Origin of the sequence: Demetria terragena DSM 11295 (genome assembly GCF_000376825.1) — a bacterium.
Lineage (GTDB): Bacteria > Actinomycetota > Actinomycetes > Actinomycetales > Dermatophilaceae > Demetria > Demetria terragena.
In genome coordinates, this window is sequence record NZ_AQXW01000004.1 from 1,965,757 (window position 1) to 1,979,071 (window position 13,315).

Consider the following 13,315-nt stretch of genomic DNA (forward strand, 5'->3'; position numbering starts at 1 on the left):
ACGACACCCGAAGGCGGGTGACGTCGAATTTCCTTACTAAACTAGTCGCAAAGCAAAGAGTGCGTGGATATTCGCGGACACGCTGCGAAAGGTGTGAGGTCGAGATAGAATTCGCGATCCGCAGACGATCAGGGATTCAGCGAGGGACTCAGGAATGACTCGACCGGCCGCGCCGTCACGGCCATCGCCGATGAGCCGTGGAATCCACGAGCCTCTCCACCCGGCGGTGACCGGCAGCATCATCGGAACGATCGGCGCGACGGCATTTGTGTTGATCAACCGCAGCGAACTGCCCGGCGCCTGGCCAGAGATCGCTCTCGGCGCCTGGTTGGTTGCGCTCGCGGTCACCATCTTCGCCGTTTTTGTGCGCCCGCGCCGGCTCACTGACCCAGGGCCGCCCGGTCCCTATGCCGGGCTGATTTACAGCGGCAGCATCGCGGGGATGCTCGCTTTGATGGCCATCGGGCGGGTCGTCCTTGATGCCGTGGATCGACCAGAGTTACAACCAGCGGTGGTCGTCATCGCGGTCGGCGCACACTTCGTGCCGTTTGCGAAGACGTTCAATGTGCCGATCTTCGCGACCCTTGGTTGGACGGTGACCGCGCTTGGCGTGATCGGATTGCTGAGTGGGCTGATTGGCGGTGCGGTTCCCGCCGCCGTGGCCGCCACGCTCACCGGGATCGTGATGCTCACGGCAATCGCCAGGTCCGCGTGGACTCAGTGATCGTGGGTGGTGACCGCACTGCCTAGGCATGGCGAGGTCACACCCACGTTCCCTGACGCGCCCTTCCGGGCCGGCAGCGACAGAGGTCAGCGCGGTTCGTCACCCGCAATGAACGCCTCGACCTTGGCCCGGCCGAGGGAGTCTTCGCGCTGCTCCGGCGGTGACTTCATCAGGTAGGAGCTCGCGGACAACAGCGCGCCACCGATTCCGCGGTCCTTGGCGATCTTCGCGGCGCGGATCGCGTCGATGATGATGCCGGCGGAGTTGGGGGAGTCCCATACCTCGAGTTTGTATTCCAGGTTCAACGGCACGTCGCCGAAGGCGCGGCCCTCAAGGCGCACATAGGCCCACTTGCGGTCATCGAGCCAGGCGACGTAGTCGGACGGGCCGATGTGGACGTTGCGGTCATCGGTCTTGTTGGCCAACTCGCCGGACAGGTTGGAGGTCACGGCCTGGGTCTTGGAGACCTTCTTGGACTCCAGGCGCTCGCGCTCGAGCATGTTCTTGAAGTCCATGTTGCCGCCAACGTTGAGTTGGTAGGTGCGATCCAGCACCACACCACGGTCCTCAAACAGGCGGGCCATGACGCGGTGGGTGATCGTTGCGCCGACCTGGCTCTTGATGTCATCGCCGATGATCGGGACGCCGGCGTCTTCGAACTTCTTGGCCCACTCCGGGTCGCTGGCGATGAAGACCGGCAGTGCGTTGACGAAGGCGACGCCCGCGTCGATGGCGCACTGCGCGTAGAACTTGTCGGCCTGCTCGGAACCCACGGGAAGGTAGGACACCAGAACGTCGACCTGCGCGTCTTTGAGCGCCTGGACGACATCGACGGGCTCGGCGGCGGACTCCTCGATCGTCATGGCGTAGTACTTGCCGATGCCATCGAGGGTCGGTCCGCGCTGTACCTCGACGCCGGAGGTCGGGACGTCGCACAGCTTGATGGTGTTGTTTTCGCTGGCCCCAATGGCCTCGGCGAGGTCCTTGCCGACCTTCTTGTCGTCGACGTCGAAGGCGGCAACGAACTTCACGTCGTTGACGTGGTAATCGCCGAACTTCACGTGCATCAAGCCGGGGACGGTCGCCGACGGGTCGGCGTCTTTGTAGTACTCGACGCCTTGCACCAGGCTGCTCGCGCAGTTCCCGACGCCGACGACAGCGACTCGAATGTTGCCCATGTGTTGTGTCCTTTCCCGTGCCGGCGGACCGGCGGTTGGTCGTGCGATCAGTCCGTGTCAGGTGGTGCGGAGGTGTCGATCGTGCGGTCGGCGTTGGAGTACGCCGTGCGCTCGGTCTCGATCAGCTCGGATAGCCAGCGGATCTCGCGCTCCTCGCGCTCCAACCCATGCCGGTGCAATTCAGCGGTGTAGGCGTCGGCGCGTTCCCGTCGCTCCTTGGCTTCGGTGCGGGCAGCGTCCAGACGCTGCTCCAGTCGGGAACGGCGACCTTCGAGAATGCGAAGCCTGGCATCGCGGGAGGCGCGCCCGAAGAAGGCGAAGTGCACGTCGAAGGAGTCGTCCTCCCAGGCTGTCGGCCCGGCCCGGTCGAGTACGGCTTGGAAGTGTTCTTTGCCTTCGGCCGTCAATTCGTAGGTGATCTTGGTACGCCGCCCGGTGGCCGAGTCGCCAGAGGTGCTGATCCACGCGCGGTGTTCGAGGGTGCGCAGACAGGGATACAGCGACCCGTAGGACACCACCCGGAAAGCGCCGAGCACACCCGTGAGTCGCTTCCGCAGTTCGTAGCCGTGCATGGGGCTGTCTTGCAGGAGTCCCAGGATGGCTAACTCGAGCATGGCGGCACGGCGGGATGCGACCACGCTGCACCTCTCCACCCGTCGGAAATCCCGACTTGACCTAACAAAGTCGAAGTTTGTGAGTTCGACGCTACCACGGATATATCGCACCGATATGTCCCGTGTGTGGTTGGACCTCCCAGCCGAACCGAACCCTGTCGTCAGGGATGGGGGTTACCCTGGATTGGGGTCTCGGTGCCTCACGTCCTGCCGCATGGCTTCCGTTCACGAAGGATTTCTGTGTCCGACGACGATCTCGACCCCACGGCTGAGGTTCCCACTCAACCCGACGATGGCGACGGCGCTACCTCGACGACCCGCCGCGGTCGGCAGCGCAAGAAACATGGCCTCGCCTATAAGATCCTGACCCGCTCGGCCATCGGTCTGGCGACCCTCGCCGTGATCGGCATGGTCGTGTTGTTCGTGCTCTATCAGCGCACGGAGATCCCCCAGCCCAACGAAGACGCCCAGCGCCAGGTCTCTGTCCTCTACTACGACGACGGCAAGACCGAACTCGCGCGCTTCAACAACACCACGCGCGAGGACGTCCCCATCTCGCAGGTGCCGCAGCACGTCAAGAACGCCTTCTTGGCTGCCGAGGACCGTGATTTTTACGACAACGACGGGGTGTCGTTCACCGGCATTGCGCGTGCGGTGCTGGCCAATATCAAGGGCGACGAAGTCCAGGGTGGGTCGACCATCACCCAGCAGTACGTCAAGAACTACTTCTTGTCACAGGACAAGACGCTGAACCGCAAGGTCAACGAGGTCATGATCTCGGTCAAGATCGACCGCAAGTTGCCCAAGGACGAGATCCTGCAGAACTACCTCAACACGATCTACTTCGGTCGCAATGCGTATGGCATCCAGGCCGCTTCACAGGCGTACTTCAACAAGGACGCGAAGGAACTCACCGTTTCCGAAGGAGCCTTCCTCGCCTCGATCATCAACAGCCCCTCCAGCCTCGACCCGGCCAGTGGCCAGGAGGCACGTGACCGGGCCAACGGGCGCATGGTCTACGTCTTGGATGGCATGGTCGACGAGGGTTGGCTCAGTCAGGCTGAGCGCGACAAGCAGCGGATGCCTAGCTTCGTGGATCGCAAGAAGCAAACCATTCCGGGGCCCAACGGGTACCTCCGTGACCTGGTCGAGAAGGAGTTGAAGGGCCCGCGTGGCCTGACCCAACAGGACATCGACCGAGGTGGCCTGCGCATCACGACCACGATTAACAAGAAGGCGCAAGCCGCTGCGGTCAATGCCGTGAAGGAGCGCCTCCCCACGACGCCGGAGGCTAAGGACCTGCACGTGGGGCTCGCGGCGCAGCGGCCGGATGATGGCGCCATTGTCGCCGTTTATGGAGGTCGTGACCCGGCCAAGGAAGCGAACAATGCGACCTTCCAGCAGATGCAGGCCGCGTCGGGTTTCAAGGTTTTCGGTTTGCTGGGCGCGCTTGAAGATGGCATGACGCTGCAGACTCAATATCTGGGCAACAGCCCGATGAAGTTCCCGGGCTACGGTGCGCGCGGCGCGACCAACTTCGCTAACCAGAATTTCGGCAATATCAACCTGCGCCGGGCGACCGCGAATTCGGTGAACACCGTGTTCTTGGGCCTCAATCAGGACATCGGCCCGAGCACGACCAGGAAAATGGCGATGCAGGCCGGGATCCCGGAATCATCGTTGGGCAAGCCCACGTTGGCCAATGTCCTTGGTACCGACTCAGTGCGGGTGCTGGACATGTCGACGGCATACAACACCATTGCCAATGAAGGCGAGAAGGTCACGCCGCACTACATCAAGAAGGTGACGTCGGTTACTAGTGACTACACCTATGAGGCAAAACCGGCCAAGAAGCGTGTCTTCGATAAGGCGGTGGCGATGAACACCCGCGCTGCCATGGAAGACGTCGTGAAGTACGGATCTGGGCGGCAAGGGACGACCGGTCTCGGTCGCCCGGCGGCAGGTAAGACCGGTACCGCCAGCGCTAACCGTGCGGTGTGGTTCAACGGCTTTACCCCGCAACTCACCGCATCGGTCGGCATCTTTAAGTCGACCGACGGGGGTAAGACCACCGAAGAGATGACCAACATCGCGGGCATCCCCAACCTGACCGGTGGCACCTTCCCGACCGAGATCTGGACGGCCTTCATGAAGGCAGCGTTGAAGGGCGAAAAGGTCGAGAAGTTCCCAGAGGCACCGCGTCTGACGAACTCCTTCAGCCCCACGACCCAGCGCACGACTGACCGGCCGCGGACCAGAACGACCACGGAGGAGGAGAGTTCCTCCTCCTCGAGCTCCTCCTCCTCGAGCACGTCGTCCTCGAGCTCGACTTCGTCGTCCACGAGCACCTCCTCGAGTACGTCCACGAGCAGTTCGTCGGCGCCGAGTTCGACCAGTTCGGAGCCGCCGCCGTCGAGTTCGACACCCCCGCCGCCTTCGACGACCCGGCCGGAGCCCACTCGACCGCCGTTGCCGACCCGACCGACCCGACCGACGAGGCCACCGGAGCCACCAGATCCGCCGGCTCCGGACGCCACTCCACGGGCGCCGGCCCGGGACGGCGTCGAGGCCGGCCCCTAGGCCAGCCGGTGTCTTTGGAAATCCCGAGTCGATCCGAGCGCATCGCGGCCGCAGGAGCCGAGGCCATCGGCGGGCCGGTGGGTCGCTATGCACGGGTAGGACAGCGGGCTTGGGTGCCTGCTGCGGCCACTCTGTCGGCGCTGTCCAGCGTCCTCGTCGCGGTCGGCGTACTGCGAACGAATCACTGCCTGCAGGAAGGGTGGTCGACGCCCGGATCGCTGTGGCGGATGTGTTATTCCGACCTGCCCGCCGCCGCGAACGGGTTGCCGCCCAGCAGTCCCTACTCGGTTGGTCAGTCGGGTGAGACCCAGCCGGTCCTGACAGCGGTACTGACCTGGGTCATCCAACACCTCGCGCCGGGCTCGGCTGGCTTGGGCCGACAGCAGTGGTACGTCGCGATCGCAGCGGTCCTGGTCGTTCTGTTTCTCGCGGTGACGATCACCGCTCTCGCCTGGATGCTGCCGACTCGACCGTGGCGGGCAGCTTTTGTTGGCTTGAGTCCGCTGCTGGTGACCTCCTCGTTGATCTCGTTCGACCTGTTCGGCGTCGCGCTGATGACGGTCGGCCTCGCGGCCTGGGTGCGCGGTCATCCGCGCGCCGCCGGGGCGCTGCTCGGCGCGGCGATCATGGCCCGCAGTTTTCCCGCACTCGTCTTGGTCGCGATCGTCCTGTTGGGCTGGCAGGCCGGCCAGCGGGCTCAGGTGCGCGCCGCACTCGCCGCCGCCGGGGCCACGATCGCGGTATGCCTCGGCTTGGCCGTGGCGCTCGGCGGCAACCCGCTGGACCCTTACCAGGCATGGCTGGGGCAGGGCGCGACGTACGGCTCGGTGTGGCTCGTGGTGGACATCGTGGGCGTCGCCCTCCCCACGTGGCTGCTCACCACCGTTGCTGTGGCGGGCCTTGGCGTGGCGCTCATGGTCGGGAGGCGCCTGGCGCGACGAGCGAATCCGCCCACGGTGGCGACACTGTCGCTCCTCATGCTGGCGATCGTGATGCTGACGGGTAAGAGCAACTCGTTGCAGTCGGCGCTCTGGCTGCTCCCGCTAATCGCCGCGTCACTGCTGCCGTGGCGCGATTACCTCATCTGGGTCGGTATCGAGCTGATGGCCTTCGCCGCGACCTGGCTATATGTCGGCCACGGCTTCGACTCACAGAAGTCGTTGCCGGCCCCGGCCTACGTCTTCTTCTCGAGCTTGCGACTGCTGGCCCTCGCTGTCCTTGCGTGGCGAGTTTTTGACCTGGAGGCCCGGTCGCGAAAGTCCTCCAGGGTGGATTAGGGCCCCACGGGTGGCTCCCGCTACTCTGGTGCGGTTCCCGGTGTCGTTATCCACAGACCACTCGCGCTGTCCAGCGCGATGTCGGCGGGTGCTGGCAAAGTATGACTAGGCCAAGCACAAGACGACTCCGAGACGCTGCAACCCTCCTGTCACGGAGAGACCGTGACCGCCAAGACCAAAGGAGGTGGGTTCCCGCATGCGTCAGTACGAACTCATGATCATCCTCGACCCCGAGTCGGACGAGCGCAATGTTCAGCCTGCGCTGGACAAGATGCTCGGTGTCGTCACCAAAGACGGCGGCTCTGTCAACAACGTTGACATCTGGGGACGTCGCCGATTGGCCTATGACATCCAAAAGAAGTCTGAAGGCATTTACGTCGTGGTGTCGTTGACCGCTGAGTCAGCTACCGCCCAGGAGCTCAACCGTCAGTTGGGTCTCAACGAGTCGGTTATGCGCACCAAGGTGCTGCGCCGCGACGCGTAACGCTGCTTAGACACCATCGTTTTCACCTGAAGGGGAACCACTCATGGCTCAAGGCGACACCCCGATCACCGTGGTCGGCAACCTCACCAGCGACCCGGAGTTGCGCTTCACCCCGAACGGGGCAGCGGTCGCAAACTTCACGATCGCTTCCACGCCGCGGACCTTCGACCGGCAGTCCAACGAGTTCAAGGACGGCGAAACGCTGTTCATGCGCTGCTCCGTATGGCGGGACGCGGCTGAGAACGTCGCCGAGTCGCTCCACCGGGGCGATCGTGTTTTGGCGACTGGCCGACTCGTGTCTCGTTCCTGGGACACCCAGGAGGGCGAGAAGCGCACCGTCATGGAGATGCAGGTCGACGAGGTCGGCCCGTCCTTGCGGTGGGCCAACGTCAAGGTCAACAAGTCCCAGCGCAGCAGTGGTGGCGGCAACTTCGGTGGCGGTCAGCAACAAGGTGGCGGCGGCCAACAGCAGGGCGGGGCACCTTCGGGTGGCCAGCCCCAGGGTGGCGGTCAGCAAGGCGGCGGTCAGCAGGACCCGTGGGCCAGTGGTGGCCAGGGTGGCTCTGGTGGCGGTCAGCAGAGCGGCGGTCAGCAAGGTGGCGGCTGGAGCACCGGCCCCTCCTACGACGAGCCGCCTTTCTAAGGCCCGCTGCTCCACACGGTGTGGCGGACCAGTCCGCGGCACCACACAACTTCGAATGTCAGCTCATCCCGAGCACCTGCTCGGGCTCTCATCACAAAGGAGAGCACCACGATGGCCAAGCCCGTAGTGCGTACCAAGCCCATCAAGAAGAAGGCCAACCCGCTGAAGGCGGCGAAGGTCGAGTCGATCGATTACAAGGACACTGCGCTGTTGCGCAAGTTCATCTCCGACCGCGGCAAGATCCGTGCGCGTCGGGTTACCGGTGTCTCCGTCCAGGAGCAGCGCCGCATCGCCCTCGCGGTGAAGAACGCTCGCGAGATGGCCCTCCTGCCCTACTCCAGCTCGGCTCGCTAAGCCCTGACGACGTTTTCCGCTCGTGTTCTCGCGGTCGCTAGATCGCGAGAATCCCAGGGGACTCAGCAAAGGAAAGACTCATGAAGGTAATTCTTACGCACGAGGTCGCGCGGCTCGGTACTGCTGGCGACATCGTCGATGTGAAGGACGGCTACGCCCGCAACTACCTGGTGCCGCGTAGCCTCGCGACGCCGTGGACCAAAGGCGGCCAGAAGCAGGTCGACGCGATCAACCGGGCCCGTGAGGCGCGTTCGGTGAAGTCGCTCGATGACGCCAAGGCGCTCAAGGGCACGGTCGAGGCCCAGGTGATCAACATCAGCGCGCGCGCGGGCGAGTCCGGCCGCCTGTTTGGTGCGGTCACGACCGCCGAGATCGCGACCGCGATCAGCGAAGCCGGTGCTGGCTCGGTGGACCGTCGCACGATCCAGATCGAACAGCCGATCCGTACCGTTGGTGGCGCTGAGGTGCAGGTGCGCCTGCACCCTGAGGTGTCCGCCACGGTCAAGCTCAACGTCGTACGCAGCAAGTGACGTTGACTGACTAATCGCGCAGACGATCGGCCTCGTCCCCTTGTGGGGGCGGGGCCGATCTTCCGTTCAGGCGCCGACGACGAGCCAACGGTCTGTGCGGGCCCGCAGCCACAGTGCGATCAGGCGGAATGCCATGAAGGCGGTGAACGACCACCAGAGGAGCTGGAGGGAGCCGATACCACCGTCGGCCGTGTGCGCGCGCACCAGCAGTAGCACGGGCAGGTAGGCGACCAGCACGGCAACTTGCACGACAGCGAGCGCGAATCCGTCGCCGGCGCCGATGAGTACGCCGTCGAGAACAAACACGAGCCCGGCTATCGGCTGGCCGAGAGCGACCACCACGAGGGCCGCGGCGAGCGCATCGCGTACGGCCTCGTCTGGGCTGAACAGGCGCGGCAGGACCTGGTGCAGCGCGAGGATGATGCCACCCAGGACGACTCCGGCCCACCAACCCCACCAGAGCATGATGCGGGTGGCTTCTTTGGTCCCAGCGACGTCACCGGCGCCCAGCGACTTTCCGGTGAGAGCTTGCCCGGCGATGGCGAGTGCATCGAGCGCAAAGGCGAGGAATCCGAAGATCGTCAGCGCAACCTGGTGGGCGGCCAGGGGGGCATCGCCGAAGCCGGCTGCGACCCACGTGGTCAGGAGGAAGGCTGCGCGGAGCGCGAGTGTTCGCACGAGGAGCGGCAGGCCGCCCCATGCGGCGTGCAGGACGCGGCCGGGGTGCGGTCGCAGGCTGGCGCCTTCGCGGCGAGCGCGGCGTACGACGATGATGAGCAGGCCGGTCGCCATCCCGGTCTGAGCGATGACGGTGCCCCATGCGGCGCCGGCGATGCCCATTCCCGCGGGGTAGACCAGGAGATAGTTGAGCACCACATTGACGCCGAAACCCGCGACGGCGGCGACGAGAGGCGTCCGGGTGTCTTGGAACCCGCGCAGGACCCCAGTGGCTGCAAGGACGACGAGCATGGCGGGGAGTCCAAGCGCGGACACGCGGACATAGATCGTCGCCTGGTCGAGAACTTCGGGGCTCGCGCCGAAGGCGGAGCAGATGGGACGGGCGAAGACCGCGAGCACCAGGGCGGCTCCGGCACCGATGACGGTCGCGAGCCACACCCCGTCGAGTCCTGCTGACAGGGCCGCGAGCGGTCGTCCGGCGCCGATCTGGCGGGCCACCACGCTGGTGGTGCCATAGGCCAGGAACACGAAGATGTTGGCCGCCGTGAGCAGCGCCGCGCTCGCGACGCCCAGTCCGGCGAGGGGCACGGTCCCGAGGTGGCCGACGATGGCTGAATCGGCGAGCAGGAACAGTGGCTCGGCGACCAGGGTGAGGAAAGCGGGCACGGCGAGCCGGAGAATCTCGCGGTGCGGGTGGACCGAATTCGACACCGCTGCAGCGTAGTTCCGGACAAGACCGGTGTTCTCACTGGTGTCTTCGGCGAGCTGGGGGCCGCTCAAATCTCAATATGTGAGACGACATCCGCGTCCGAACACTCCTCGGCGTGTCGTTCGAAGTTACACGGATGTTATGTGCTACTTGTCCCCGGAATGGCGGGGTGATGCCCCGACCTTCCCGGTAGGAGCTTTCGAATCCCTATCTTCCCACCTGTCAATCGGACACGCCGAGTCACACGAGTCTCGTCTTTTCACATGCGTCGCAATTGGGCATCCTGGGGGGCGTGTTCATTGCCGGTCCGGGGCGGCAGTGACCGCTGGCGAAAGGCCACTTGGAAATTCCAGGTCGGTCCCGCATGACCCAACCTGACAGCAACGATCGAAAGGCTCCCGGATGCCGACGGCTGCTCCACGGCACGTGCGTACGCACCCCTCACGATCGTCGACCCTTCGTCATGCCGTGGCTTGGCGTCGCGGAACCGTTGTCACCGCCGGCGTCGCGGTCGTCGTGCCCGGTGCGGTCGGCGCCTGGGGATCGCCGACGGCAATCGCTGCGCCCACTACGGCGCCCACGATCACCCCCAAGGCAGCCCCGAGCGCGCCAAAGGCACCCACCCAGATGCCTGTGCTGCGTTATGGCGCAAAGGGTTCGGATGTTCGGGTCTTGCAGCAGCGCCTGGGCGCGGTGAGCGTTGACGGCAGTTTCGGCCCAGCCACGTTGGCCGCAGTGAAATCCTTCCAAGGGAGCAAGAGCCTCTCGGTCGACGGCATCGTGGGGCCCAAAACCTGGAAAGCTCTGGGCGCCGCACCCGGCAAAACAACCCCGAAAGCGGAGCCATCGTCGCCTTCAGGCACCTGCTCCGTTCAGGTCGTGCGCTATGGCTCCACTGGCAGCGCCGTCAAAGAGCTGCAGTCGCGTCTATCCATCAGCACCGATGGCAACTTCGGCCCGGGCACCTTGACGGCGCTGAAGAAGTTCCAGTCATCGAAGGCGTTGTCCGCCGATGGCGTGGCTGGCCCCAACACCTGGAAGGCGCTCGGCGGCTACCCGTGCGGTACGTCCTCCACCCCGAGCACGCCAAATAAACCCAGCACCCCGACGCCAGACGCACCGTCCAAGCCGAGTTCGTCGGCGACCGGACAGCGCGTGCTGGACATTGCCAAGAAATACATCGGCATCGACTACGCCTATGGCGAAGAGTCCCCAGAAGCGGGATTCGACTGCTCCGGCCTGACGCAGTTCGTCTACCGCCAGGTTGGCGTCGAGTTGCCGCGTACCTCCGCGGCGCAGTCACAGTTCGGCGCTGGGGTCGATCTCAACAGCCTCCAGGTCGGCGACCTGGTGTTCTTCCACTCGCCGATCCGCCACGTCGCGATCTATGCCGGCGACGGCTTGATCCTCGACGCATCCCAACCCGGAACCTCGATCTCGATCCACAAGATGTGGGTCCCGCCCGTGAAGGCCATCCGGGTGGTGTAGCGGTCTCGCGATCGTCTCGCCACCTGTGCCAATGCACCCGAACACGACGTACGAAGAGAAGGAACGCTCATGAGCCGCCCGGCACCTCGCCATCTGAAACAGCAACCAAGTTTGGTCGCTCGCGCCGTCCCCGTGGTGACCAGCCGCCGTGGCACCGCGCTCGCGACCGGTGCGGCGCTGTCCGTCCCGACGACTGTGGGCGGGATTGCCTTGGCGGGTGCAGCGGACGCGTTCGTTCCGCAGGCGGCCTCGGCACCGGCAGCTGCGCAGACATACGTCAAGACGGCGGCAGCCAGCAAGGTCACCGTGCTGAAGTACGGCGCTAAGGGTTCGCTCGTCAAGACCTTGCAGAGCCGCCTCAAGATCTCCCAGGACGGCAGTTTTGGTCCGGCAACCCTGACCAAGGTGAAGGGCTACCAGAAGTCCAAGGGTCTTAGCGTGGACGGCGTGGTCGGCCCGAACACCTGGAAGGCGCTCGGCGGCTTCCCTGGCACGACCACAGGGGCCAAGCCCGGCAATGCCTCCGCGCCCAATGAGTGCTCAGTGAACGTCCTGCGCTATGGCGCCAAGGGCTCCTTGGTCACGACCATGCAGAAGCGGATCAAGGCGACGGCTGACGGTAGCTTCGGGCCCGCGACGTTGTCGGCGGTGAAGAAATACCAGAAGGCCAAGGGCCTCAGCGCGGACGGCATCGTCGGGCCCCGTACTTGGTCTGCCTTGGGCGGCTTCCCGTGCGGCAGCGGCGGTGGTGGTGGCGCTGGCGGCGACACGGGCACACCGCCCAGCAGTTCTGGCGCCCAATACAAGTTGCCGTTCCCGGCGGGAGCCTCCCACAAGATCACCCAGGGCCCGATGGGATCGTTCAGCCACAAGGACAAGTACAGCAAGTACGCCGTGGACTTTGGCATGAGCACGGGGTCCAGCGTGGTCGCTTCGCGCAGCGGCTCGGTCTACAAGGCCAGTTGGGATGCCTACGGTGGCGGTAACTCGGTCATGGTCAAAGACTCCTCGGGCTACTGCATGCAGTACAACCACCTGAGCAAGATCAGTGTGGGTCAGGGGCAGAACGTCACGCAGGGTCAGCGCGTCGGCTCAGCCGGATCGACGGGTAATTCCACCGGCCCGCACCTGCACTGGGGCTTGGTGACCTGCAGCGGTTATGTGTCGGTCGAGGTGCCCAACTCGGTCGAGCGCGGGACCTCCTACCCCAGCGGTGTGATGGCGACCAGCCAGAACGGCTGACTAGACCACCAGGAGCCTACGGATGCTGATCCGTAGGCTTCTGGCATGCCTGATGACTCATCTGCCGCGATCCGCCCGACCCGTTGGGAGCAAGCCGGTGTCGGCAGGCGGGGTTACGGTGAGAAGTTTGCTGGCCTCATTCGGGCCGGCAAGGACGTAGAAGGCGAGGCCCGACTCGCTGATGCCCTGGCGCCGCGGGCCGCGACCATCCTCGATGCAGGTTCGGGCATGGGCCGAGTCGGTGCCGCACTGCAGCGCAGGGGTCATCGGGTCATCGGGGTCGACCTTGATGAAGAGTTGGTCGCGCAATCGAGGTCGACCTATCCGGAGTTGCCGGTGGTTCAGGCGCGTCTTGATCACCTGGCGCCGGAGGTGCTGCACGAGCGTGGCTTCCCGACGGCGTACGACCTGATCGTGGTCGTGGGCAATGTGATGATCCTCCTCGCGGACGGGACCGAGCAGTTGGTGCTGCGCCGGTTGCGCGCGTTGCTGGTGCCCGGCGGTCGGATCCTGGTCGGATTTCATACGAACGCGTGGCCAGCGAACTCTCGGACCTATCACCCGGATGACTTTGTTGCCGATGCGCGAGCCGCCGGTTTGGACCTCGAGCAGCGCTTCGCGTCCTACGACCTGCTGCCCTATGTGGCCGGTACCGATTACGTCGTGACGGTGTTGCGGCGAAGCGGTGAATCGGCGTCACCGAGTGGCGCCACCGAAGCGGTCTAGGCCAGGTGGAGGGCACGCGGGGTGCGTGTGACGAACGTGGCCTGTGGGTAATTCGGGCACTTGTCAAACCCGTGTCCAGATGGCTCAA

13 protein-coding genes are annotated in these 13,315 nt (G+C 64.9%); 10 read left to right on the plus strand and 3 right to left on the minus strand.

Annotated elements, in window-relative coordinates; translation table 11 throughout:
• Nucleotides 1-226 precede the first annotated feature (226 nt).
• Nucleotides 227-724, plus strand: a complete 498-nt coding sequence (locus F562_RS20315) for a hypothetical protein (protein ID WP_169333391.1) — start codon at nucleotides 227-229, stop codon at nucleotides 722-724.
• Nucleotides 725-810: 86 nt separating this feature from the next.
• Here the strand turns inward: F562_RS20315 and F562_RS0113845 are convergent, their stop codons facing one another.
• Entirely contained in the window at nucleotides 811-1,902 is a 1,092-nt protein-coding gene (locus tag F562_RS0113845; protein WP_018157567.1) for an inositol-3-phosphate synthase, read from the minus strand.
• A 47-nt stretch (nucleotides 1,903-1,949) separates the two neighbouring features.
• Nucleotides 1,950-2,540, minus strand: a complete 591-nt coding sequence (locus F562_RS19285; RefSeq protein ID WP_245553654.1) for a PadR family transcriptional regulator — start codon at nucleotides 2,538-2,540, stop codon at nucleotides 1,950-1,952.
• Nucleotides 2,541-2,756: 216 nt separating this feature from the next.
• Between F562_RS19285 and F562_RS19290 the strand changes: the two genes are divergently transcribed.
• From F562_RS19290 to rplI, 6 genes are all read left to right on the plus strand, one after another.
• Complete coding sequence (locus F562_RS19290) at nucleotides 2,757-5,096, plus strand: transglycosylase domain-containing protein (RefSeq protein ID WP_051080174.1); 2,340 nt, start codon at nucleotides 2,757-2,759, stop codon at nucleotides 5,094-5,096.
• 8 nt (nucleotides 5,097-5,104) lie between these two features.
• Entirely contained in the window at nucleotides 5,105-6,373 is a 1,269-nt protein-coding gene (locus F562_RS19295) for a glycosyltransferase 87 family protein (RefSeq protein ID WP_156822670.1), read from the plus strand.
• A 196-nt stretch (nucleotides 6,374-6,569) separates the two neighbouring features.
• The gene (gene rpsF, locus F562_RS0113865) at nucleotides 6,570-6,857 is read left to right on the plus strand and encodes a 30S ribosomal protein S6 (RefSeq protein WP_018157570.1); all 288 of its coding nucleotides are present in this window, start codon (nucleotides 6,570-6,572) and stop codon (nucleotides 6,855-6,857) included.
• A gap of 43 nt (nucleotides 6,858-6,900) precedes the next feature.
• A complete protein-coding gene (locus F562_RS0113870; RefSeq protein ID WP_018157571.1) occupies nucleotides 6,901-7,500 on the plus strand; it encodes a single-stranded DNA-binding protein in 600 nt (199 codons plus the stop codon).
• A gap of 111 nt (nucleotides 7,501-7,611) precedes the next feature.
• The gene (gene rpsR / locus F562_RS0113875; protein WP_018157572.1) at nucleotides 7,612-7,854 is read left to right on the plus strand and encodes a 30S ribosomal protein S18; all 243 of its coding nucleotides are present in this window, start codon (nucleotides 7,612-7,614) and stop codon (nucleotides 7,852-7,854) included.
• 80 nt (nucleotides 7,855-7,934) lie between these two features.
• Nucleotides 7,935-8,384 (plus strand): 50S ribosomal protein L9, encoded by a 450-nt coding sequence (rplI, locus tag F562_RS0113880; RefSeq protein WP_018157573.1) that lies wholly within the window; start codon nucleotides 7,935-7,937, stop codon nucleotides 8,382-8,384.
• A gap of 66 nt (nucleotides 8,385-8,450) precedes the next feature.
• Here the strand turns inward: rplI and F562_RS0113885 are convergent, their stop codons facing one another.
• Nucleotides 8,451-9,773 carry an MATE family efflux transporter gene (locus tag F562_RS0113885; protein ID WP_026181282.1) on the minus strand — a complete coding sequence of 441 codons (1,323 nt, stop codon included), beginning with the start codon at nucleotides 9,771-9,773 and terminating at the stop codon, nucleotides 8,451-8,453.
• A gap of 400 nt (nucleotides 9,774-10,173) precedes the next feature.
• Here F562_RS0113885 and F562_RS19300 point away from each other — a divergent pair, with 400 nt between their 5' ends.
• The 3 genes from F562_RS19300 (at nucleotide 10,174) to F562_RS0113900 (ending at nucleotide 13,227) form a co-directional block, all read left to right on the plus strand.
• A complete protein-coding gene (locus F562_RS19300) occupies nucleotides 10,174-11,259 on the plus strand; it encodes a C40 family peptidase (protein WP_018157575.1) in 1,086 nt (361 codons plus the stop codon).
• A gap of 69 nt (nucleotides 11,260-11,328) precedes the next feature.
• Entirely contained in the window at nucleotides 11,329-12,501 is a 1,173-nt protein-coding gene (locus F562_RS21075; RefSeq protein ID WP_018157576.1) for a peptidoglycan-binding protein, read from the plus strand.
• 45 nt (nucleotides 12,502-12,546) lie between these two features.
• Nucleotides 12,547-13,227 carry a methyltransferase domain-containing protein gene (locus F562_RS0113900; RefSeq protein WP_018157577.1) on the plus strand — a complete coding sequence of 227 codons (681 nt, stop codon included), beginning with the start codon at nucleotides 12,547-12,549 and terminating at the stop codon, nucleotides 13,225-13,227.
• Nucleotides 13,228-13,315: the final 88 nt, after the last annotated feature.